The organism is Mycobacterium sp. M26 (assembly GCF_001494595.1).
Lineage (GTDB): Bacteria > Actinomycetota > Actinomycetes > Mycobacteriales > Mycobacteriaceae > Mycobacterium.
Genome location: NZ_LN929907.1, coordinates 719,590 through 742,661 on the forward strand (window position 1 = coordinate 719,590; position 23,072 = coordinate 742,661).

Annotated in this window: 21 protein-coding genes; 14 read left to right on the forward strand and 7 right to left on the reverse strand. The window is 68.6% G+C overall.

Annotated elements, in window-relative coordinates; genetic code table 11:
* On the reverse strand, positions 1-993 hold the full coding sequence (locus BN3385_RS03545) for a sigma-70 family RNA polymerase sigma factor (protein ID WP_059016346.1): 993 nt from the start codon (positions 991-993) through the stop codon (positions 1-3).
* Between the two features lie 70 nt (positions 994-1,063).
* Between BN3385_RS03545 and BN3385_RS03550 the strand changes: the two genes are divergently transcribed.
* The 5 genes from BN3385_RS03550 to BN3385_RS03570 all read left to right on the forward strand — a co-directional run bounded on the left by BN3385_RS03550 (position 1,064) and on the right by BN3385_RS03570 (position 4,982).
* Complete coding sequence (locus BN3385_RS03550; protein WP_059015093.1) at positions 1,064-1,903, forward strand: alpha/beta hydrolase; 840 nt, start codon at positions 1,064-1,066, stop codon at positions 1,901-1,903.
* Positions 1,900-2,934: an alpha/beta hydrolase gene (locus tag BN3385_RS03555; protein WP_197415114.1), complete on the forward strand. Its 1,035-nt coding sequence runs from the start codon at positions 1,900-1,902 to the stop codon at positions 2,932-2,934. Before BN3385_RS03550 ends, BN3385_RS03555 begins: the two co-directional genes overlap by 4 nt.
* Before the next feature lie 115 nt (positions 2,935-3,049).
* A complete protein-coding gene (locus BN3385_RS03560; RefSeq protein ID WP_059015094.1) occupies positions 3,050-3,799 on the forward strand; it encodes a DUF2786 domain-containing protein in 750 nt (249 codons plus the stop codon).
* Complete coding sequence (locus BN3385_RS03565; protein ID WP_059015096.1) at positions 3,796-4,296, forward strand: TIGR04338 family metallohydrolase; 501 nt, start codon at positions 3,796-3,798, stop codon at positions 4,294-4,296. Before BN3385_RS03560 ends, BN3385_RS03565 begins: the two co-directional genes overlap by 4 nt.
* A gap of 20 nt (positions 4,297-4,316) precedes the next feature.
* Complete coding sequence (locus tag BN3385_RS03570) at positions 4,317-4,982, forward strand: O-methyltransferase (protein ID WP_502688036.1); 666 nt, start codon at positions 4,317-4,319, stop codon at positions 4,980-4,982.
* An 89-nt stretch (positions 4,983-5,071) separates the two neighbouring features.
* Here the strand turns inward: BN3385_RS03570 and BN3385_RS03575 are convergent, their stop codons facing one another.
* Both BN3385_RS03575 and BN3385_RS03580 read right to left on the reverse strand, forming a co-directional pair.
* Positions 5,072-7,297: a molybdopterin-dependent oxidoreductase gene (locus tag BN3385_RS03575; protein WP_059015098.1), complete on the reverse strand. Its 2,226-nt coding sequence runs from the start codon at positions 7,295-7,297 to the stop codon at positions 5,072-5,074.
* A 46-nt stretch (positions 7,298-7,343) separates the two neighbouring features.
* Positions 7,344-8,105, reverse strand: coding sequence for an IclR family transcriptional regulator (locus BN3385_RS03580; RefSeq protein ID WP_059015100.1), 762 nt, complete (start codon positions 8,103-8,105; stop codon positions 7,344-7,346).
* A gap of 92 nt (positions 8,106-8,197) precedes the next feature.
* Between BN3385_RS03580 and BN3385_RS03585 the strand changes: the two genes are divergently transcribed.
* From BN3385_RS03585 to BN3385_RS03595, 3 genes are all read left to right on the forward strand, one after another.
* Positions 8,198-9,538: an FAD-binding oxidoreductase gene (locus BN3385_RS03585; RefSeq protein ID WP_059015101.1), complete on the forward strand. Its 1,341-nt coding sequence runs from the start codon at positions 8,198-8,200 to the stop codon at positions 9,536-9,538.
* Entirely contained in the window at positions 9,538-10,320 is a 783-nt protein-coding gene (locus BN3385_RS03590; protein ID WP_059015103.1) for a DAPG hydrolase family protein, read from the forward strand. Before BN3385_RS03585 ends, BN3385_RS03590 begins: the two co-directional genes overlap by 1 nt.
* A gap of 101 nt (positions 10,321-10,421) precedes the next feature.
* The gene (locus BN3385_RS03595) at positions 10,422-12,185 is read left to right on the forward strand and encodes an alpha/beta hydrolase family protein (protein ID WP_156432533.1); all 1,764 of its coding nucleotides are present in this window, start codon (positions 10,422-10,424) and stop codon (positions 12,183-12,185) included.
* Here BN3385_RS03595 and ilvD read toward each other — a convergent pair.
* Positions 12,182-13,879, reverse strand: a complete 1,698-nt coding sequence (ilvD, locus tag BN3385_RS03600) for a dihydroxy-acid dehydratase (RefSeq protein WP_059015106.1) — start codon at positions 13,877-13,879, stop codon at positions 12,182-12,184. The two genes, BN3385_RS03595 and ilvD, sit on opposite strands and share 4 nt — an antisense overlap.
* A 79-nt stretch (positions 13,880-13,958) precedes the next feature.
* On the opposite strand from ilvD, the gene BN3385_RS03605 reads away from it, so the two are divergent.
* The 5 genes from BN3385_RS03605 to BN3385_RS03625 all read left to right on the forward strand — a co-directional run bounded on the left by BN3385_RS03605 (position 13,959) and on the right by BN3385_RS03625 (position 18,900).
* A complete protein-coding gene (locus tag BN3385_RS03605; protein ID WP_059015108.1) occupies positions 13,959-14,558 on the forward strand; it encodes a DUF305 domain-containing protein in 600 nt (199 codons plus the stop codon).
* Positions 14,559-14,849 carry a copper-sensing transcriptional repressor RicR gene (gene ricR / locus BN3385_RS03610; RefSeq protein ID WP_059015110.1) on the forward strand — a complete coding sequence of 97 codons (291 nt, stop codon included), beginning with the start codon at positions 14,559-14,561 and terminating at the stop codon, positions 14,847-14,849. It begins immediately after the preceding gene.
* 145 nt (positions 14,850-14,994) lie between these two features.
* On the forward strand, positions 14,995-16,224 hold the full coding sequence (locus tag BN3385_RS03615) for an MFS transporter (RefSeq protein WP_059015112.1): 1,230 nt from the start codon (positions 14,995-14,997) through the stop codon (positions 16,222-16,224).
* Between the two features lie 143 nt (positions 16,225-16,367).
* Positions 16,368-17,420, forward strand: a complete 1,053-nt coding sequence (locus BN3385_RS03620; RefSeq protein WP_059015114.1) for a L,D-transpeptidase — start codon at positions 16,368-16,370, stop codon at positions 17,418-17,420.
* Between the two features lie 52 nt (positions 17,421-17,472).
* Positions 17,473-18,900: an alpha/beta hydrolase gene (locus BN3385_RS03625; RefSeq protein WP_082690263.1), complete on the forward strand. Its 1,428-nt coding sequence runs from the start codon at positions 17,473-17,475 to the stop codon at positions 18,898-18,900.
* Here the strand turns inward: BN3385_RS03625 and BN3385_RS03630 are convergent.
* Complete coding sequence (locus BN3385_RS03630; protein WP_059016355.1) at positions 18,897-20,099, reverse strand: MFS transporter; 1,203 nt, start codon at positions 20,097-20,099, stop codon at positions 18,897-18,899. The genes BN3385_RS03625 and BN3385_RS03630 overlap by 4 nt on opposite strands.
* Before the next feature lie 93 nt (positions 20,100-20,192).
* Between BN3385_RS03630 and BN3385_RS03635 the strand changes: the two genes are divergently transcribed.
* Positions 20,193-20,528 carry an ArsR/SmtB family transcription factor gene (locus tag BN3385_RS03635; RefSeq protein ID WP_059015116.1) on the forward strand — a complete coding sequence of 112 codons (336 nt, stop codon included), beginning with the start codon at positions 20,193-20,195 and terminating at the stop codon, positions 20,526-20,528.
* Between the two features lies 1 nt (position 20,529).
* Here the strand turns inward: BN3385_RS03635 and BN3385_RS03640 are convergent, their stop codons facing one another.
* Positions 20,530-21,045 (reverse strand): nitroreductase family protein, encoded by a 516-nt coding sequence (locus BN3385_RS03640; RefSeq protein ID WP_059015118.1) that lies wholly within the window; start codon positions 21,043-21,045, stop codon positions 20,530-20,532.
* Between the two features lies 1 nt (position 21,046).
* Positions 21,047-23,032, reverse strand: a complete 1,986-nt coding sequence (locus tag BN3385_RS03645) for a M13 family metallopeptidase (protein ID WP_059015120.1) — start codon at positions 23,030-23,032, stop codon at positions 21,047-21,049.
* Positions 23,033-23,072 lie beyond the last annotated feature (40 nt).

A 23,072-nucleotide genomic window follows, 5' to 3' on the forward strand; every position in this document is an offset into this window, starting at 1 on the left:
CTAAAGCACCTCGGGCAGGCCGAATTTCGGGAACAGGCTGGTGTCGAGGAACGCCACCACGTGGGATACCCCGTCCGGACCCAGATCCAGGACGTGCAGCTGGAACGGCACATGGCGCCCGCCGGTGTCGGGCAGACGCATGTACATCGCGGCCGCCGGCTGGCCATTGGCCGTCAGCGGAAGCAGCCGCATATCGCCGGCCGCGCTGGCCGGGCAGTTGTGGTGGATGAGGTCGCCGATCGCTCGCCCGCCCTGGTACCAGCCGACGAACGGCGGCATCTCCCAGACGGCCTCTTCGGTGAACATGGTGACCAGACGCTCGATGTCGTAATCCTCGAACGCCGCGATGTAGCGGGCCAGCTGCTCGCGGGCTTCCGGCGACTCGGGTGCCGACAGCTGGTCATCCTGGCTCGGCCCGACGGCATCAAGCTGAGCGCGAGCCCGCTGCAGCAGGCTGTTGACCGCCGGCGTCGAGCTGCCGATGGCATCGGCGACCTCGGCCGCCCGCCACTGCAGTACATCGCGCAGTACCAGGACGGCGCGCTGCCGCGGGGACAGGTGCTGCAGCGCCGCGACGAATGCCAGCCGGACGGACTCCCGCGAGCCGACGATCACTGAAGGATCAGAGGGATCGTTCGCTGCGTCCGGCAGTGGCTCCAGCCACGGCACCTCGCCGCGCTCGATGAGCTCGTCGGTCGGATTGGAACTCGGCGCTCCGAGCCCGGTGGGCAGCGGCCGGCGCTGCCGCCCCTCCAACGCGGTCAGGCACGTGTTGGTGGCGATGCGGTGCAGCCAGGTGCGCACCGAGGACTTGCCCTCGAATTTGTCGTAGGCCTTCCAGGCCCGCAGGAACGTCTCCTGCACCAGATCTTCGGCGTCGTGCAACGACCCCGTCATCCGATAGCAGTGCGCCAGCAACTCCCGGCGGTACGGCTCGGCCGCGGCCAGGAAGTCGTCGTCCCCCTCGTCAAGACTTCGTGCGAGCACGCTCACGAACCCGAGCTTACGCACCACCCCCGACAGCCAGCGGGACCGCGGATCGGCGTCCCGCTACGCTGCCCTGATGGTCACAACCCGCACCGAGCGGACATTCGACGGGGTCGGCGGTGTCCGGATCGTCTACGACGTATGGACGCCCGATGTTGAGCCCCGTGGTGTGGTGGTGCTCTCGCACGGCCTCGGCGAACATGCCCGCCGCTACGACCACGTCGCGCAGCGTTTCGGCCAGGCCGGACTGGTCACCTACGCCCTGGATCACCGCGGTCACGGTCGCTCCGGCGGCAAGCGTGTGCAGGTCCGCTCGATCGACGAGTACACCGGTGACTTCGACACCCTGGCCAAGACCGCCAGCGCCGAGGTGCCCGGGGTCAAGCGCATTGCGCTCGGCCACAGCATGGGCGGCGGCATCGTCTTCACCTACGGCGTCGAGCATGCCGGCGAGTACGACCTCATGGTGTTGTCCGGGCCGGCGGTCGCCGCCCAGAAAGACGTTCCGCCGGCGAAGGCGTTCCTCGGCAAGGCGGTTGGTTCGCTGTTGCCGAACCTGCCCGTCGAACAACTCGACGCCAACGCGGTGTCCCGCGACCCCGAGGTGGTGGCGGCCTACAACGCCGACCCGCTGGTGTGGCACGGGAAGATCCCGGCCGGTATCGCCAAGGCGCTGCTGAAGGTCGGCGAGACCATGCCGCAGCGCGCCCGCGGTCTGACTGCGCCGCTGCTGGTGGTGCACGGTGCCGAGGACAAGCTGGTGCCGGCCGACGGCAGCAAGCTGCTGGTGGACTGCGTGGGCTGCACCGACGTGCACCTGAAGGTGTATCCCGAGCTGTACCACGAGGTGTTCAACGAACCCGAGCGTGAGCGCGTGCTCGACGACGTGACCGCGTGGATCGAGGCCAGGCTGTGAGACTGCTGCGCCGGGTCGCCCTGGCCGCAGTGGCGCTGACGTTGGTGGCGGGCTGCTCGTCCACCACCACCCAGCACGCCTGGGTCGAGGACGAGGTGACCTTCGAGGCCGACGGGTTGACCCTGCACGGCACTTACCGCCACCAGCACGGCGCGGGTGCAGCACCGGCAGCACTGCTGATCTCCGAGAGCGGCCGTACCGACCGCAACGGCGACAACAACGTCGCCGGCCCGATCGGCAATATGCGCCAGCTCGCCGAGTACCTCTCCGATCATGGGGTGGCGTCGCTGCGCTACGACAAGGTCGGCACCGGGCAGACCGGACTGGGCCCCTATGCCGGACGGCCCGCTGATGTGGGCAGCGCGATCTACAGCGCGGGCGCCAAAGCCGCGGTGCGGTTCCTGGCCGGACAGTCCGGGACCGACAAGGACCGCATCTCGGTGTACGGCCTCGGCGAGGGCACCGTCCATGCGATGACGCTGGCTGACGACACCTCCGACGGGGCGCCCAAGATCCATGCGCTGGGCCTGCTGCAGCCACTGGGTGGTCGCTATCTGGACCTGATCACCGACCGCGTCCAGGGTGACATGGCGGCCGCGGTCAAGAGCGGCCAGAAGACTCAGCAGCAGGCCGACCAGGTGATCGCCGACTGGAATGCGGCGGTCACCCAGACCCGCACCGCGGGCACCGTGCCCGCCAAACTGCCCGAGGGCCTGTCGGCAATCCTCAACCCGGGCAACGTCAAAGCGGTCGCCGAAGCCGACGCCATCGACCCGCTGGCGCTCGCTTCCACAATCCCGGCCGGCACCCCGGTGCTGCTGACCTGTTCGGACTCCGACGCCCAGGCCAACTGCGCAGACATGAAGCCGCTGGCCGATGCGCTGGCGCACACCGCGCTGCAGTTCGTCCAACTCAAGGGTGTCAACCACGTGCTGCGTGATGACCCCAGCGACAATGTCGGCAACTACGCCAAGGGCGGCCCGTTGTCGGCACAGCTGACCGCCGCGCTCGACCAGTTCGTCACCAAGTAGCCGACTAATGTTGTGCTGTGCACGAATTCCGGTCTGGGGAGTACTGCCCGGGCGGCCCACCCGGTGTGGTCGCTCAGGGCCGAACCCGTCATAGTGCGGACCTAGGTTTGCCGTCATGACCGAAGACAAGATGCTGGCGCGGATCGCCGCGCTGCTCCGCCAGGCCGAGGGCACCGACAACACCCACGAAGCCGAGGCCTTCATGGCTGCCGCCCAGCGGCTGGCCACCGCCACCTCGATCGATCTTGCTGTGGCACGGGCACACTCGGCCTCGCGGACCGCTGCGCAGGTGCCGATCCAGCGGACCATCACCATCGGTGAGCCCGGCACCCGCGGCCTGCGCACCTACGTCCAGTTGTTCGCCGGTATTGCCGCCGCCAATGACGTGCGCTGCGATGTGGCGTCGAACTCGACGTTCGTCTACGCCTACGGTTTCCCGGAGGATATCGACGCCAGCCACGCCCTGTACGCAAGCCTGGTCGTGCAGATGGTGCGTGCCTGCGACCTCTATCTGTCCAGCGGCGCGCACCGGCCCACGCCCACCATCACCGCGCGGCTGAACTTCCAGCTCGCGTTTGGTGCCCGGGTCGGGCAGCGGCTGGCCGAAGCCCGCGAGGACGCCAAGCGCGAGGCCACCAAGGACCGCACGTCCGCACCCGGGACCGCACTTGCCTTGCGCAACAAGGAAGTCGAACTGCGCGACCACTACCGCCAGACCTCACAGGCGCGCGGCACGTGGCAGGCCAGCCGGGCCTCGGCCGGCTATTCGTCGGCCGCGCGGCGCGCCGGTGACAAGGCCGGCCGCAACGCCCGGCTGGGGTCGAGTCCCGAACTGCCGGGGTCCCGCCGCCGGCTGCGCAGGTGAGCGCCCGCGACAGCCAACGCGCCCTCGTCTACGCCGCCGAGGAATTCGTCCGAACGCTCTTCGACCGCGCCGCCGAACACAGTTCACGGGCGATCGATTTCTTCGGGACTCAGTTGACCCTGCCGCCGGAGGCCAGGTTCGGGTCCATCGAGTCCGTGCAACGTTATGTTGACGACGTGCTCACCCTGCCCGCGGTGACCGCTCGCTGGCCGCGGCCCGAACCTCTGCGGGTGCGGTCCCGCCGGGCGGCCACCGCCGCGCACTACGAAAGACGCGACGGCGCAGCCACAATCGCCGTCCCGGACCGCAGCACCGCGGACTGGGCGATGCGCGAACTCGTTCTGTTGCACGAGATCGCCCACCACCTCGACGACAGCGCCGGCCCCGCGCACAGTCCGGGTTTCGTCGCGACGTTCTGCGAACTGGCCACACTGGTGATGGGTCCGGAGGTCGGCCACGTGCTGCGGGTGGTCTACGCCAAAGAGGGCGTGCGCTGAGACCGGGATACGGTGGGGCGGTGACCACACCGATCGGCCCCGACGACTGGCAGCCCGTCGACACCCTGCTGGACCGCGCACTGCTCGACGAGGATCCGGCGCTGGCCGCGGCACTGGCCGACTCCACCGCCGCGGGCCTGCCGCCCATCGAGGTATCCCCGCAGACCGCACACCTGCTGTACCTGCTGGTGCGGATGAGCGGTGCGCGCCGCGTTCTCGAGATCGGCACGCTCGGCGGCTACAGCACGATCTGGCTGGCGCGCGGCGTGGGATCCGAAGGCAGCGTCGTCACCCTCGAATACGAGGCCCGGCACGCCGAGGTGGCCCGCCGCAACCTGGAGCGCGCCGGCGTCGGCGACCGGGTGGAGATCGTCGTCGGCGCCGCGCTGGACACCCTGCCCGGCCTGACCGGCGATTTCGACCTGGTGTTCATCGACGCCGACAAGGAGAACAACAGCGCCTACGTGCAGTGGGCCGTCGACCTCGGCAGGCCGGGCACCGTCATCGTCGTCGACAACGTGGTGCGCAACGGGCGCATCCTCGACCCGGCCGCCGACGACCTACAGGCCCGCGCGGTGCGCGACATGCTCGAGATGATGGGTCGGCACCCGCACCTGGACACCGCCGCGATCCAGACCGTCGGGCTCAAGGGCTGGGACGGTTTCGCGGTGGCGCTGGTGAAATAGCCGCGCGCACACCGCGAGTGTGCGGACCCATCCGCTGCCGGCGGCGTGTCGCGTATGACACCGCACAGTCGGGGCGTGGGGTGGGGTGCTCAGCCCGCCCGCGACACCTCGACCGGAAGCGCGTTGAGCACCGCGGTCCCCGACAGCAGGTCCAGCAGCGTGCCGTCGTTGAGGCTGTTGACGTTGACCCCGGGTGACTGGGCCGCCACCGACAGCCGGGTGCCCGGCTGGGTGTGCCCCCAGCCGTGCGGCAGTGACACCACCCCGGGCCGGATCGCGTCGGTGATCTCCACCGGCACCTCCAGCTTGCCGCCCGGCCCGGTCACCACCGCGGTCTCCTCCAACCCGAGGCGGGCTGCGTCATCCGGGTGGATCTGCAGAGTGCAGCGATTGCTGCCGCCCGACAGCGCGGGCACGTTGTGCATCCAGCTGTTGTTCGAGCGCAGGTGGCGACGGCCGATGAGCAGGAAACCCGGCTCCGAGGTCAGCGAAGCGTGCAGGCGCGGAGCCTCGGCCAGAATCTGTTCCGGCGCCAATTCGATGGTGCCGGAAGCGGTTCGGAGCACCTCAGGAATACGCGGCCGCAACGCGCCCAGGTCCACCCCGTGCGGGGTGTCCTTGAGCTTCTGCAGCGTCAGCCCGTCCGGCGTGGCGCCGAATCCGTCGCCGAACGGTCCCAACCGCAGCATCATGTCCAGGCGCCGCTCGTAGCCCGGTCCGTCGGGCAGCATCGCGGTGAGTTCCTCGACCGAGCGGCCGGCCACCGGTGAGTCCGGGTCGTTGACCTCCTTGCCCAGGGTCGAGCCGATCACCTGATCGTCGACCAGCGACGGGTCGGCCGACGGTCCCATGCCCAGCACGATCAATGCCAGGCGGGCCAGGATCTCGCACTCATCGGGCCTGCCGTCCTCGAGCGGGAAGACCGGCGGGGAGTACCGGGCGTTGTTGCGCACCACCGCACCGCTGAGCGCGACGTCGAAATGTGCTGCGCGCGTTGGCGGGGGCGGGGGCAGGATGACGTCGGCGTGCCGGGTGGTCTCGTTGAGGTACGGGTCCACCGACAGCATGAAGTCGACGGTGTCGAGTGCGTCGCTCAACCGGGGACCGTCCGGTGCGGAGAGCACCGGGTTACCCGCGATGGTGATCACGGCGCGCACCTGACCGTCACCAGGTGTCTCGATCTCCTCGGCCAGCGCCACGGTCGGCATCTCCGAGAGCGCCTCGGGATGGCCGGACACCCTGCTGCGCCAACGACCGGTTACGAACCCACGGCCCGGCCGGGGCGGCCGCGGCGCCGAACCGATCGGCGGACTGGCGAACATGACACCGCCGGCCCGGTCCAGGTTGCCGGTCAGGATGTTGACCACATCGACCAGCCAACTGGTCAGCGTCCCGAACTCGACGGTGGACGTGCCGATACGGCCGTACACCGCAGCGCTGGGGGCGGCGGCGATCTCACGGGCCAGCGTGCGGATGTCCTCGGCGGACACCCCGCAGTGCTCAGCGACTGCCTCTGGAGGGAAATCGACCGCGGCGGCGCGTACCTGATCGACACCGGTGACGTGGTCGGCCAGCCGGCCGAGATCCACCAGGTCCTCGTCGAAGAGCACGTTGACGACGGCGAACAGCAGCGCGGCGTCGGTGCCCGGACGCACCGCGAGGTGACGGTCGGCGAGTTCGGCCGTCCGGGTGCGCGACGGGTCGATCACCACCAGTCGGCCACCGCGTTTGCGCAATGCCTTGAGCTTGCCCGGGAAGTCGGCCGCGGTGGCCAGAGAGCCGTTGGACACCAACGGGTTTCCGCCCATGATCACCAGATAATCGGTGCGGTCGAGGTCGGGGATGGTGAACGCGACCGGATTGCCGTACAGGTACCCGCACGCCACGTGCTTGGGCATCTGGTCCAGGGTGCTGGCCGAGTACACGTGCCGGGTGCCCAGCGATTTCACCACGGCCGGTCCGTACAGCGCTCCGGCGATGGTGTGCGCGTTGGGATTACCGAGGTACACCGCGACCGACGGGCCGCCGGTCGCGCCGATGACGCGCTGCAGGCCTTCGGCCGCCGCGGCGAACGCCTCGTCCCAGGACGTCTCCACCAGTTCGCCGTCGCGACGCACCAGGGGCGCCGTCAGCCGGTCCGGGTCGTTGTCCAGTTCCGGGAAGCTGGCTCCCTTGGGGCAGATGAAGCCGTGGCTGAAGACGTCGTCGCGGTCACCGCGGGCGGACTCGACCCGCCCCGCGTCGTCGTCGACGGTCAGGACCAACCCGCAGGTGGCCTCACAGATCGGGCAGATTCGCAGTGCGGTTCGGCTCACGAACCTCACTTTGCCCCCGGTGCAGACCCGCTGGCAAGCCCGCAGATCAGCCCAGCCAGGCCGGTGACTCCAGGGCACGGCGCAGCGCGCCCACGATGCGCGTCTGGTGGGCCACGAAACGGTCGGTCGGGGCGGGCACCGAGATGGCGACGATGTTGCCGCCGGCGGCCCGGGCGGCCACCCCGGCCGCCGAGATGCCCTCGGTGTGTTCATCGCGGTCGAATGCGATTCGGCTGGTGCGAATCTCGGCGACCTCGGTGCGCACCCGGGCGGCTCGTTCGGCGCCCAGCGGTTCGAGCACCTGGTTGAGCTCGGCCTCGTCGAGCAGGGCCAGCGCGGCCTTGCCGTTGGCGGTGTCGAAGAGCGGGAATCGGGCGCCGACCGCGGACACCGCGCGCAACCGGTGCGGTGACTCGATCTGGTCGATGAACAGCATCTGCCCACCCCGGTAGATCGACAGGTCGACCGTCTCGGCGGTGTCCTCGGCCACCCGTTCCAGTGTCGGCCGGAAGGTGGCGGTGATGTGGGCGGCGTTGGAACTGGCCAGGCCGAGCAGACGCTCGCCGAGGATGATGCGCCCGTCGTCGTCGACGGCGGCGAACCCGACCTCCATCAGCCCCACGAGCAACCGGCGGGTGGTGGATTTGGCCAGGCCGAGCCGGCTGTGCAGGTCGACCAGACGCAGCCGGCCAGGTGCCGTCGCGATCTCGTCGAGGGCCGCCGCCGCGCGCCGCAGCACCTGGATGCCGTCATCGCGGGTGGTGGCCGCCCGGCCGGCATGAAGAGTGGACACCTGGGAGTCAGCCATATGTATCCCCTTCCCTAGTGGTGAGCCTCCACGGTATCGTGCCGCATAACGGATCGTAAAGGTTCGCATTCCGAATCATGAGGAGAGGGTCGGTGGGATCACTTCCGGACGGGCGGCATTTCTTCCGCGGCGACGACGGCTATGAGGCCGCGCGCTGCGCCACGGTGTGGAACGCCCGCACACCACAGCGGTTCCCCGACGTCGTGGTCCAGGCGGTCGACGCCGACGATGTCGTGGCGACGGTGCGTTACGCCAAGGCCAATGGCCACAAGATCGGGGTGCGCTCCGGCGGGCACAGCTGGGCGGGCAACCACGTCCGCGACGGTGGGGTGCTGCTCGACGTCAGCAGGCTGGACAACAGCACCGTCGACGTCGAGAACCGGCGCGCGGTGGTCGGGCCTGGCAAGGGCGGCAGCATCCTGGCCGCCGAACTCGACGAGCTGAATCTGTTCTTCCCGGCCGGGCACTGCAAGGGTGTGCGGATCGGCGGCTACCTGCTGCAGGGTGGCTACGGCTGGAACAGCCGGGTGTGGGGCCCGGCCTGCGAGAGCGTTCTCGGCTTGGATGTCGTGACCGCCGACGGTGAGCAGATCTACATCGACGCCGAGAATCACGCCGACTTGTACTGGGCGGCAAGGGGTTCAGGCCCCGGCTTCTTCGCAGTCGTGACGGCGTTCCACCTCAAGCTGTACCCCAAGCCGGCGATCTGCGGCAACGCCATCTACGTGTACCCGACCGACTACATCGACGAGGTCTACACCTGGGCGCGCTCGATCAGTGCCGACGTCGATCGCCGGGTCGAGTTCCAGATGCTGGCCTCCCGGGAGATTCCGGCACTGGGTGTGACCACCCCCGGGATCACCGTCGCCTCACCGGTGTTCGCCGATACCGAGGCCGAGGCCATCGAGGCGCTGGCGATCCTGCAGACCTGCCCGGTGCTCGACAAGGCGACCATCGCCGTGCCGTATGCCCCGATCGACTTGCCGACCGCCTACGAGGGCGTGATGAGCAACTACCCGACCGGCTACCGGTATGCCACCGACAACATGTGGACATCGGCGTCGGCCGAGGATCTGCTGCCCGGCATCCGGCGCATCTTCGAGACCATGCCGCCGCACCCGGCGCACTTTCTGTGGCTGAACTGGGGTCCCTCGCCGCAGCGCCAGGACATGGCCTACAGCCTGGAGGACGAGATCTATCTGGCGCTCTACACAGTGTGGAAGGACGCCGCCGACGACGAAAAGTATTCGGACTGGGCACGTTCCAACATGGCGAACATGGAGCACCTGCAGACCGGTGTGCAGCTCGCCGACGAGAACCTCGGCGAGCGGCCCGCCAAATTCGTCACCGATGACAACATGGCCAAGCTCGACCGGGTCCGCGCTGAGTACGACCCCGACGGCCGCTTCCATACCTGGATGGGACGCCTCTGATGGGCAGCACCTATCTTGGTTACCGCCCCGGTGACGCGGCTACCGAGTGGGGTGCGTTCTTCAACCCCGAGATGGCGCCGCTGCCCGCCCACATCGTCACGGCCCTGGAGCACGGTCCACAGGCCGAGGAGGTGTTGCTCGGCTTCGACTCCGCCGCAACACTTCTCGACGAGGGCTACCAGCAGACCGAGAACGGCTACGGCCTGCTGCGTGATGGCGGGATCCAGGCCTCCGCGCGCACGGATATGCCGGGTGTCACCCCGCAGATGTGGTCGTGGTGGTTCGGCTGGCACGGCAGCGACTCCCGGCGCTACAAGCTGTGGCACCCGCGGGCGCATGTGTCGGCGCGCTGGGCCGACACCGGACCCGACGGAAGCTATGTCGGCCGGACGTCGGTGATTCAGGAGTATCTGGGCTCAGCACTGACCAAGGCGACGATCAGCTTCGTCGAACCGGCGCGGATGGGTTTCGACGCGGCGTCGCTCGGTGACGGCATTGCGGTGTGCGCGCGACTGGGATCGTCTGAGGTGCCGGTCGACGTGGGCTGGTTCGTCCACCACATCCGGCCGACCGCGGACGGCTCGGAGATGAGGTCCCGGTTCTGGATGGGTGGCCGCCACGTCGCTGTGCGGGGCGGTAACCGGCTGACCGACCGGGCGGTGCGCCCGGTGGCAGCCCGGCAGTTGCCTGACCCGCGCGATCTGATGGTGCACTGCGCCCAGGAGATGAACCACCTCGCTGGGTTCCTGCCAGCGGTTTTCGCCCAGTTCGCGGGCCACTAGTCACCAGTTGCGACCCGCCGTCGCCAAATTGACCCGCCAGTAGTTATCGGGGGCTATGTTCCTGAGCACAGCCTGAGAAAACTGGCGTTAGGGGTCGGGGTATGTCAGCTACAGCGTTCGCGGCAAAGTTTCGGAGCGGCGCATCCCGGCGCGGCAGGGGAGCGGCCACCAAACTGGCGATGATCGGGGTGGCTGCCACCACGGGCGCCGCCGTCGCACTCGGCCCGACGGTCCCGACGGCCCTGGCCGACGAACCCGCGCCCACCGCCGTCGACATCCTGCAGGACGTCTACACCACCGGTCCGCTGGCGGGCATTCTGGCGGCAGTCGGGGTGACGAGCATCGGCCCGATCTCGGTCGCCAACGTCCCGGGCATCGGCGACATCAACCTGACCCTGATCCTCGACGGACCGGTCGACAACGACCCGCTTGCCCTCTACAACACGGTCAACGGACTCGACTTCAGGCGGCGCACCAATGCTCTTGGTTCGGCGCTGAATTCCTACGATCGCATCGTCTGCACCACAGGTGGTACCTGCTCGACACCCAACGAGTTCCCGGCAACTTTGGGAGTCGGCACAGGGGCGCTGAGTCTTATCGAGGCCTACCGCAACGAGATCGCCAGCGTTCAGGGCAACACCCCGGACGGCTATGACCCGTTCCTCCCGGGGCCGATCGAGAAGCAGACCATCGCCGCGGGGTGCTCCAGCATCTTCAATCCGAACAACTGCCCGAACGTGCAAGCCACCAACCAGACCAATCAAGCTCTGCTGTTCGTCCGGAACCTCCTGCGCCCCAACGGCGGAATTATGAGTCGCTTCGGCCCGGTGCTGAACCTGTTCGGCGTCGACACCTCGATTCCGGATGCCGGCGAGTACTCCTCGACACCGAGCACTACGCCGCCCGGGACCGGCATCAGATTGAACACCGCGACACTCGACCTCACCTGGGCCTACGATCCGCTGTCGGATTTCCCGGCCACACTCAACCCGTTCTCGTTGCTCAACACCGCGTTTGCCGCACTGCCGACGAATCTGCTTGGTGGCGTGGAACTTCAGGGTGTTGACCTGACGACGGCGGGCCTCAATATCGCGGGTACCCTGGGCATCGTCAGCAGGCTGAGTGGCAATCTGCTGCCCATCTCCACCGGAGAGGCCTGGTACGGCACGCTGCTGCCTAACGATCTGCCACTGCTCGAGCCGCTGCGCCTGCCGGTGCGGATCATCAACGCGGTCAGCAATGCGCTCGGCGTCCCGCTGAACCTGGGCACGCCGCTGGCCGACGCCTTGCAGCCGGCGCTGACGATCCTGGTCAACACCGGCTACACCGACGTGCAGACGCCCACCGACAACGGCCTGTACACCCGCTCGTTCACGACGTCGGACGTGTACACACCGTTCCTGTCGCAGGCTCCACTGACCGCGCAGGAGTGGGCGCAGGTGCCCGGAGATGTGCTGCGCGCCTTGGTCGTCGGGTTCCAGGACGCCTTCCCGATCCTGCGTTTCGGCAAGCCCGCGCCCACGCTCGTGGTCGACGGCAACCACCTGGCAATCAGCTACGCCGAGCCGGAGGCCACCGCCGCCTCGACCGCGAAGAGCGCACCGGCACCGGCCGTCGAGTCACCGGCTCCGGAGGTCACGGCGACGTCCAAAGAGTCCCCTGACACCAGCACCGAGCCGGCCGATGACAACGAGCCGTCAGCAACGTCGGATGACACCACCCCTGCTCCGTCGACCGGCGGCACGAAGGCCGCCAAGACCGGTAAGAAGTCCGCGCAGAGTTCAGCGGACTCCTCGACCAGCAAGGGATCGGCCCACAAGAGTGTGGGCGGATCCAAGCGGTCGGCCGGCTCCGACGCGGCCTAGCCGCAGACCGCGCCGCCGGCCGCCGAGCCGACCAGCTTGCGGTACTTGGCCAGGACGCCGGTGGTGTAGCGCGGCGGCGGGGGAGTGAATCCGGCCTTCCGCGACTCCAATTCGGCCGGGTCGACGAGCACGTCGAGGGTCTTGTTGGCCACGTCGAGCCGGATCCGGTCCCCATCGGCGACGAACGCGATCGGGCCGGCGTCGACCGCCTCGGGCGCGACGTGCCCGACGCACAGGCCGGTGGTGCCGCCGGAGAACCGGCCGTCGGTGAGCAGCAGGACATCCTTGCCCAGGCCGGCACCCTTGATCGCACCGGTGATCGCGAGCATCTCGCGCATGCCGGGGCCGCCCTTGGGGCCCTCATAGCGGATGACCACCACGTCACCCTTGGTGATGGTGCCGTCCTCCAGGGCGTCCATCGCGGCGCGCTCGCCGTCGAAAACCCGTGCGGTTCCTTCGAAGACGCTCGAGTCGAAGCCGGCGGACTTGACCACCGCACCCTCGGGAGCCAGCGAGCCGTGCAGGATCGTGATGCCGCCGGTCGGGTGGATCGGATTGCTCAGCGCGCGCAGCACCTTGCCGTCGGGATCCGGCGGCTCGATGTGAGCGAGGTTCTCCGCCATGGTCTTTCCGGTGACCGTGAGCGCATCGCCGTGCAGCAGCCCGGCATCCAGCAGGGCCTTCATCACCACCGGCACACCGCCGATGCGGTCGACGTCGAACATCACGTGCTTGCCGAACGGCTTGACGTCGGCCAGGTGCGGCACCTTCTCGCCGATGCGGGTGAAGTCCGCCAGCGACAGTTCCACTCCTGCCTCGTGCGCGATCGCCAGCAGGTGCAGCACCGCGTTGGTGGAACCGCCGAACGCCATCACGACGGCGATCGCGTTCTCGAACGCTTCCTTGGTGAGGATGTCGCGGGCGGTGATTCCGCGGCGCAGCAGTTCGATGACGGCGCGGCCGCTGGCGCGGGCGTAGCCGTCGCGGCGGCGGTCGGTGGCCGGCGGGGCGGCACTACCGGGCAGCGACATGCCCAGTGCCTCGGCCGCACTGGCCATGGTGTTGGCGGTGTACATCCCACCGCAGGCGCCCTCACCCGGACAGATCGCGCGCTCGATAGCGTCGACGTCCTCCCGCGGCATCAGCCCGCGGGCACAGGCGCCGACGGCCTCGAACGCGTCGATGATCGTCACGTCCATCTCGGTGCCATCGGAGAGCTTGGCCTTACCGGGCAGGATCGAGCCGGCGTAGAGGAACACCGCGGCGAGGTCGAGTCGCGCGGCCGCCATCAGCATGCCGGGTAGCGACTTGTCGCACCCGGCCAGCAGCACCGAGCCGTCGAGACGCTCGGCCTGCATCACGGTCTCGACGCTGTCGGCGATAACCTCGCGCGACACCAGGGAGAAGTGCATGCCCTCGTGGCCCATCGAGATGCCGTCCGACACCGAGATGGTGCCGAATTCCAGCGGATAGCCGCCGGCCTCGAACACGCCTTCCTTGACCGCCTTGGCCAGCCGATCCAGCGACAGGTTGCAGGGGGTGATCTCGTTCCAGGACGACGCCACCCCGATCTGCGGCTTGGCGAAGTCCTCGTCGCCCATGCCTACTGCGCGGAGCATGCCGCGTGCCGCGGCCTTCTCCAGTCCGTCGGTGACGTCGCGGCTGCGGGGCTTGAGATCAGGCGTTTGGCTCACCGGTCAAGTATGCCGTGGTGGGGGGTGGTCACAAAATCCTTTCTGATACCCCTGGAGGGTATCGGGTACGGTGGTGGCCATGTCGTCCACCAGCACCCGCATCGTCGCGGGCCTCGCCGCGCTTGCCGCCGCCGTCACGTTGTCCGCCTGTAGTAGCGAGACCGACCACACCGCGCACTCGTCGACCACGACGAGTGCGGCCGATGACCAGGTCGCCGTGCACAACGCCGATGACGTGATGTTCGCGCAGATGATGATCCCGCACCACGAGCAGGCCGTGCAGTTGGCGGCGATGGTGCCCGAGCGGTCCACCAACCAGGCGGTGATCCAGCTGGCCTCGACCATCTCGGGCGAACAACAGCCCGAGATCACCGCGATGAAGGCGCTGCTGCTGCAGTGGGACGTCGACCCGAACGCCGAGTCAGATCACGGCGGTCATGGCATGGACATGCAGGGCATGGTCGACGACGCCACCATGGCCAAGCTCGAGTCGCTGAAGGGCCAGGAGTTTGACACTCTGTGGTTGCAGTCGATGATCAGCCACCATCAGGGCGCCATCGAGATGGCCAAAGCCGAGATCGCCAATGGCAAGAGTCCCGACATGATCACGATGGCCAAGAACATCGTCACCGCGCAGCAGGCCGAGATCGACCAGATGAAGAAGATGCTGGGAGGGTAAATGACTGGCGCACATGGGTATTCGGCGGCCAAGGACAACTACGCCAAGCGGCTGCGCCGAATCGAAGGCCAGGTCCGCGGCATCGCGAAGATGATCGACGAGGACAAGTACTGCATCGACGTGCTCACCCAGATCAGTGCCGTCAACAGTGCGCTGCAGTCGGTGGCACTCGGTCTGCTCGACGAGCATCTGAGCCACTGTGTGAGCCACGCTGTCGCCGAGGGCGGCGAGGAGGCTGACAAGAAGCTGGCCGAGGCCTCGGCCGCCATCGCCCGGCTGGTCAGGTCCTGAGCACTACCGCCTGCTGAGCGCGTCGCCACTTGTCAGCGCAGTCGGCAACGCCGCACACGTTCACCGTGTTTGCCTGCCGCAGCCGATACCGTGATGCCGTGCCCTTGATGCCCGAACGCACTGGCGGGGCCCGGGCAGCAGCGTCGTGACCGGTACGGCCCCCGCACCGCGTAGCGGCCCGTGGACACCGCGGGTCGCTCTTGCCCTGGCCGTCCTGGCCGCCGCGGCGTTCGTCTACGTCACCGCCGAGATCATGCCGGTCGGCGCACTCTCGGCCATTGCCCGAGACCTCGATGTCAGTGAGGCCATGGTCGGCACGCTGCTGGCCAGCTACGCCCTGGTGGCCGCCATCGCCACTGTTCCCCTGGTGCGCTGGACCGCCACCTGGCCCCGGCGGCGCACCCTGCTGTTCACCCTGGCTTCGCTGGCGATCTCCCAGCTGATCTCCGCGCTGGCGCCGACGTTCGCGGTCCTGGCGGCCGGCCGCATCCTGTGTGCGCTCACCCATGGCTTGATGTGGTCGGTGATCGCCCCGATCGGTGTGCGTCTGGTTCCGGCGACCTACGCCGCCCGCGCCACCATGGCCGTCTACGTCGGCACCGGTCTGGCCCTGGTGGTGGGCAGCCCGTTGACCGCGGCGATGAGTGAGATGTGGGGCTGGCGGCGTGCGGTCGGGGTGATTGCGATGGTCGCGGTGGTGGTCGCGGTCGCGGCACGGCTGGCGCTGCCGCTGATGGCGATGACCGATGCGCCGGCCGCCGCCGGCCAGATCCGTCATCGCCGCAACGGCGGTCTGGTGGCGCTGAGCCTGTTGACCCTCGTCGGGGTCACCGGCCACTTCATCTCCTACACCTTCATTGTGGCGATCATCCGGGATGTTGTCGGGGTTCACGGGCCTCATCTGGCCTGGCTGCTCGCCGCCTACGGGATTGCCGGACTGACGGCCATGGCGCTGCTGGCGCGGCCCGGCGACCGGCGGCCCAAGGCCGCCGTCCTGAGCTGCCTGGCTGCGCTGAGCTGCGCGTTCCTCGGGCTGGCAGCGCTGGGGATCGTCGGCGCGCACACGGTGGCGACGGTGCTGGCCGGAAGTGCCGCGATCGTGCTGTGGGGTGCGGCGGCCACCGCGATGCCGCCCATGCTGCAGTCGGCGGCCATGCGGCACAGCCCCGAGGACCCCGACGGCGCCTCCGGGCTCTATGTGGCGTCGTTCCAGGTGGGCATCATGGCCGGATCGCTGGCCGGCGGGGTGATCTACCAGAACGCCGGAATCGTGGCGATGGTGACGACGTCCGCCGCGCTGATCCTGGCCGCGCTGCTGGCCGTTGCCGTCAGCCGGGGGCTGTTCGCGGTTAGCCCGGTCACCAGCGAAAAGTAACGCTTGTCACCCCGCGGGCGACTATCGGCACAGTTCAGCGCGGTGACAGGGTCGGTGGGATTGTTCGCTGGCCGGTGACGCAAGGTTGGCCACCCGGCGTGCTGTGCGACACTGGTTTCGAGTCGTAAATTGAGGAGTTTGGTATGGCGCTGCGGGTGAAGGGGGCCTTTGCGGCCACGCTGTGCGTGGTCGGGGTGGCCGCCGGAATCAGTCTGGGAAGTGGATCGGCACTGGCCGATCCGGACCAGGCACCCGTGGATCCAGCGGTGGTCAACGCCCCGCCGGTGGAGGTTCCCGTTCCGGACCCGGCGATTCCGCCCGCGGATCCGGCGCTGGCCCCGCCGGTGGACCCGGCCCTGGCTCCGCCCCCGCCCGTCGACCCGTTGGCGGTGCCGCCAGGGACCGATCCGGCCGCCGCGGCGCAAGCCGCGCCTCCCGGCAGTGTCAAGGGCCAGAACCCGCTGCCCTACACCGGTGACCCGGTGTTCGCCCCGCCGTCCTTCAACCCGGTCAACGGGGCCCTGGTGGGCGTGGCCAAGCCGATCATCATCAACTTCGCGCGGCCGATCGCCAACCGCGCGCTGGCCGAGTCGGCTATTCACATCTCCTCGGTGCCCGCGGTCCCGGGTGCGTTCTACTGGACCACCGACACCCAGGTCCGTTGGCGGCCCTACGCGTTCTGGCCGGCCAACACCGTCGTCAACATCGACGCCAGCGGTGCCAAATCCAGCTTCCGCGTCGGCGACGCTCTGGTGGCCACCGTCGACGACAAGACCCACCAGATGACCATCACCCGAAATGGCAAGGTGGAGAAGACCTTCCCGGTGTCGATGGGTAAGCCCGACGGCAAGCACGAGACCAAGAACGGCACCTACTACGTGCTGGAGAAGTTCCCGGACATCATCATGGACTCCTCCACCTACGGCGTTCCGGTGAACTCGGCCGAGGGGTACAAGCTCAAGGTCCAGTGGGCGGTGCGCATCGACAACAGCGGTGCCTTCGTGCACAGCGCGCCGTGGTCGGTGGGCGATCAGGGCAAGCGCAACGTCAGCCACGGCTGCATCAACCTCAGCCCGGACAACGCCAAGTGGTTCTACGACAACTTCGGCAGCGGCGACCCGATCGTGGTGAAGAACTCCGTGGGTCTCTACAACAACCCGGACGGCGCTGACGACTGGCAGTGGCAGCTGGCCTAACGGCCCCTGAGACTCGAAGCTGAGCCACAGCAACCGAGTTCACAATGGTGGTGTGCCGCCTTCTCCGTCGCCGCAGCCGCCGCCGGTAGACCCGACATCGCTGCCGCAGCTTCCCGCACCGGACTTCAGTCAGTACACCCACGGGATCTCGCTGCTGGGCGGTTGGCTTCCGCTGGCCATCGACATCGTCGCCGCCGTCGTTCTGGTCGTGGCAATCGGCCGGCGCACCCGGCGCTGGCGGCGGGTGTGGCTGCCGCTGTGTGTAGTACTCGGGGTGCTCGGTGCGCTCGCCGCGCGCCTGTTCGTCAACTCCGAGGGTTTGGCCTCCGATCCCGCTCCGCTCCAATTGTGGATCTGGACAGGACTTTTCACTGCCAGCGTGGCCCTGGTCGTCGTCGGCTGGCGGGGTGCCTCCTGGTGGCGACGCGGGGCGTCGGTGGTCGCGGTGCCGCTGACGCTGCTCTCGACGCTGATCGCGCTGAACCAGTGGGTGGGGTACTACCCGAGCGTGCAGACCGCCTGGGGCGCGTTGACGGCCGGCCCGCTGCCGAACCAGATCGACGCCGCAGCGCTGCCCGGCCTGCGCAACACGGTGCAGCCCAACGGCAAACTGGTCGAGGTCGACATCGATTCGCAGGCAAGCGGATTCGCCCATCGCAGTGAGTACGTCTACCTGCCGCCGGCCTGGTTCGCCGGTGCCACCCCGCCCCGGTTGCCGGTGATCCTGATGGTCGCCGGTGAGTTCAACACCCCGGCGGACTGGATTCGCACCGGCAACGCCATGCCGATCATCGACGGCTACGCCGCCAGTCACGGCGGTCGGGCGCCGATCTTCGTGTTCGTCGACTCCGGCGGCCGATTCAACAACGACACCGAATGCGTCAACGGTCCCCGCGGGAATGCCGCCGACCACCTCACCAAGGATGTCCGGCCCTACGTCGTCAACACGTTCGGAGCCTCGGGCCGGGCGGCGAACTGGGCGGTGGTGGGCTGGTCGATGGGCGGTACCTGCGCGATCGACCTGACCGTCATGCACCCCGAGTTGTTCAGCACCTTCGAGGACATCGCCGGTGACCATGGGCCGACGGCAGGCACCAGGGACCAGACGATCAGCAGGCTCTACGGCGGCGACGCCGCCGCGTGGGACGAATTCGACCCGCGCACCGTGATGCAGAAGCACGGACCGTATGCGGGAGTGGCCGGCTGGTTCGAGGACACCGTCAAGCCGGTCGGGGGTGCCTCGCCCTACGGGGGTGGGCACCGGCCGCAATCGGATGCACCGCTGGGATTCGGTGGCCATGACGAGTTCCGCGACTCCGACGAAGCCGGCGCCGCCGACGACCTGTGCGGGGTGGCGCACACCGTGGGGATCACCTGCCAGGTGCACCGCATCATCAGCTATCACACCTGGCAGTTCGCGCAGCGGGCGTTCTCCGATGCGCTGCCGTGGCTGGTCGGCGAGATCAGTACACCCGGTTAGGTGCGGCGCAGCGACAGCGCGCCGACCGCGGCGGCGGCCAGGCAGGCCAGTGCCACGACGGCCGCGAACCAGGGGAACACCTCGGCCAGCGGCCACCGGGTGGCGGCCCAGCCCGCGGCGATGGTCGGCAGGGCCATCGCGGTGTAGGCCAGCAGATAGAACGCCGACATGGTCTCCCCACGGCGATCGGCGGGCACCACGTCGGACAGGTGGCGCAACGAGCCGCCGAACCCGAGCCCGAATGTCGCGCCGAGCAGGGCGGCCGCCGCGAACACCAACAGCCAGTGATGGCTGAGTAGGACCGGGATCGTCACCAGCAGCGCCACAGCCATTCCGATGTCACCGATCACCGCCGAGCGGCGGGCCGGCAACCGGGTGGCCACCAGCTGGGCCATCGCCGCGGAGAACGCCGTCACGCCGACGACGCCACCCCCGAACACCAGGTTGTGGATGTTGGTCTGCTGCGCGGCCAGCGACGGGTACAGGCTCAGCAGCACCCCCAGCACCGACCAGGACGCCATCGCACCCAGCGCGGCGAACCAGAAATCCTCCCGAATCTCCTGCGGCACAGAGGGTTTGCTGATGCGAATCCGGCCGCCGGTGCGATCGGCGTGGGTTTCCCGCAGGGCGACGACGCCCACGCCCACCATCGCGCAGACGACGGCGACCACAGCGTAGGGGGTGCGCAGCGGGTGCGCGACGTACTGGGCCAGCAGCGAGGAGCCGACGATCGCCACCGTCATGCCGATGTTGAAACTGACGCCGCTGAGCTGACCCGTCCGGACGCCGTGATGCGGGCGCAGGTCCAGCAGGGCGGCCGCACCGGCCACCACGATCGAGCCGACGGCGGCGCCGTGGATGGTGCGCGCGAGCAGGAGCATGCCGATGCTGTCGGCCATCAGGAAGATGCCCAGTCCAACGATCAGCGCGACCAGCGCACCGAGCAGCACGGGCTTGCGTCCCACGACGTCGGACACCCGTCCCGACACCAGCACCGCAGCCAGTGCAGCGAAGGCGTAGACCGCGAACACGATGGTGGTGGCCAGCGGCGACAGATGCCAGTTCGCCTCGTAGATGCCGTACAGCGGGGCCGGCAGCCCGGAGACGCCGAGGGCGACGCCGGACAGTACGAGCAGCAGCGGATAAGCCCAGCGCTGGGTGTCGGCCTGGGTCGCCGGTGCTTCGTCGAGGCACGCCATGTCGACTCCCAGGTATGTTTGACCGCTATCGAACTTGCCCAACAGTACGCTGGGTTTGATGATCATCAAACCGGTGGTGACGGAGGACACAACGTGGACGAATCCGAGGTACTCGTCGCCGAGTGCCACCCCGTTGCGGCCCTACCGCAGGTGCTCGCCGCCCTGCAGGACCCGATCCGCCTGGAGATGATCCGGCGGCTGTCCAACGCCGGTGAACCTCTGCAGTGCAGCGCGCTCTACAACGGCATCAACAAGTCCACGGCCACCCACCATTTCAAGATCCTGCGCGAGGCCGGGCTGATCGAACGTCAGGTCTGCGGTGGGCTGATCCGCCAGCGGCTGCGCACCGAGGAGGTCAGTGCGGCGCTGCCGGGCCTGTTGGAGTCGGTGATCGACGGTGCCAACCGGGAAGCCGCCGTCCGCGCCTGAATCACCAGCGGCCGCGGTGAACCACCTCGTCGAACGGACGGCGGTTGGGGTTGCGGATCGGGGTCAGCGGCCGATCGGCGGGATAACCCAGACCGAGCAGGTAGGCCACCAGATGTCCGTCAGGCACCGCCAGAATCTCCCGGGCCCGGTCCTGGTCGCCGACCGCGGAATGGCCGGTACCGATACCCAGCTCCGTGGCTGCGATCGACATCGCCATGGTGGCCTGGCCCAGGTCGTACTGGTCGAGGAGCTTGGTCCGCTCGTCGGGCGGTTCGGGAATCACCAGGGCGATCGCGGCCTGCGCTCCGGCGATGTGGCCGGCACCCATCCACACCGTCGAAAGCTGCTGCAATACCGAGGGTTCGGTGACGATGACGAAATCCCAGTGCTGATTGTTGCGCGCTGACGGTGAGCGCCAGCCCGCCTCCAGGATCCGGTCGATATCGGCGCCCGGGAGCGGCTCCGTGGTGTAGCTGCGTACGTTGCGGCGGGCGCGGATGGCGTCCCAGGCGTCCATGTCAGTTCCAGATCCGGACGCGACGCTCCGGATCCAGGTACAGCGCATCGTCGGGATCCACCTCGAACGCCTCGTAGAACGCGTCGATATTGCGGACCACGCCATTGCACCGGAACTCCGGCGGCGAGTGCGGATCGATCGCCAGCCGCCGAAGTGCCTCGGCCTCACGGGACTTCGTGCGCCACACCTGAGCCCAGCCGAACAGCACCCGCTGCACACCGGTCAGTCCGTCGATCACCGGTGCCTCCTTGCCGCCCAGCGACAGCTGGTAGGCGAGTAGGGCGATCGACAGCCCACCGAGGTCGCCGATGTTCTCACCGACCGTGAAGGCCCCGTTGACATGGGCGTCGCCGTCCAGTTCGCGGGGCACATAGCCGTCGTACTGCTCGATGAGTTGCTTTGTCCGCGCGCCGAATTCGGCCCGGTCCTCATCGGTCCACCAGTCGACCAGATTGCCGTCGCCGTCGTACTTGGCGCCCTGATCGTCGAAACCGTGCCCGATCTCGTGCCCGATCACCGCGCCGATCCCGCCGTAGTTGGCGGCGTCGTCGGCCTCGGCGTCGAAGAACGGCGGCTGCAGGATTGCGGCCGGGAAGACGATCTCGTTCATCCCCGGGTTGTAGTAGGCGTTGACGGTCTGCGGCGTCATGAACCACTCGTCGCGGTCCACCGGGCCGCCGAGCTTGGCCAGCTCGCGGTCGGTGGCCACCTCAGCGCCGCGAATCACGTTGCCGTACAGGTCCGCCCGATCGATCACCAGAGTGGAGTAGTCACGCCACTTCTTCGGGTAGCCGATCTTGGCGGTGAACTTGTCCAGTTTGGTCAAAGCCCGCTGGCGGGTCTGCGGCGTCATCCACTCCAGGTCGTTGATGCTGACCCGGTAGGCCTCCCGCAGATTGGCCACCAGCTCGTCCATCCGGGACTTGGCGTCCGGTGGGAAATGCCGCTCGACGTAGAGCCGGCCCACGGCATCGCCCATGATGCCCTCCACCAGCGACACCGCTCGCTTCCAGCGGTCCCGGATCTGCTCGGTCCCGCTGAGGGTGCGGCCGTAGAACTGGAAATCCTCCTCCACCAGGGCGGTGGTCAGGACCGAGGCGCGTGCGTGGATCAGCCGCCAGCGCGCCCAGTCCTGCCAGTCGGCGAAGTCCGACTGCGACCACAGTTGCGCGAAAGCCGTCAGGTAGTCGGGCTGGCGAACCACCAACTCGGCCACCGCGTCCGGCGCGGTGCCCAGCGCGCTCACCCAGCCCGCCCAGTCGAAACCGGGCGCGGTCTCAGGGAGGTCGGCAAAGCGGCGCAGGTTGTAGGTCAGGTCGGCGTCGCGGCGCTTGACCACATCCCAGTGCGCGGCGGCGATCGTGGTTTCCAGCGCCACGATCCGGGCCGCGGTCGGGGAGTGGTCGGCAGCCGTGCCGCCGTACACCAAGGCGAACATCGCCGCGATATGCGCGGGGTAGGCACCGAGGATCGCGGCGTGCTGCTCGTCGCGGTAGTAGGACTCGTCGGGCAATCCGAGTCCGGACTGGGTCAGGTGGACCAGGTAGCGCGACGAGTTCTTGGAGTCGGTGTCGACGTAGACGCCGACGCCGCCGCCCACACCGCTGCGCTGCAGGGCGCCGATCACCGCGGCCAGCGCCGCCGGGTCGGCCGCGGCGTCGATGGCACCCAGTTCCTCCAGCAGCGGGGTCACCCCGCGGCTGGCGATGGTGTCCTCGTCGAGGAAGCTCGCGTAGAGGTCGCCGATCCGCTGTTCATCGGTGTTGGGCTGGCTACCCGAGGCCGCCGCCTGGGTGATCAGTTCGCGGACCTGCTCCTCGGCGCGGTCGTACAGCAAGCGGAACGCGCCGTCGGTGGCCCGGTCGGCCGGGATGGCGTAGTCCGCCAGCCAGCGGCCGTTGACGTGGCCGAACAGATCGTCCTGGGGACGCACCGACGACTGGACGTGGGACAGGTCGATGCCCGAGCGCAGAGTTTCTACCGTCACCCAACCATCCTTACCAGACCTCCGCGGCCCTCGTCGGCGC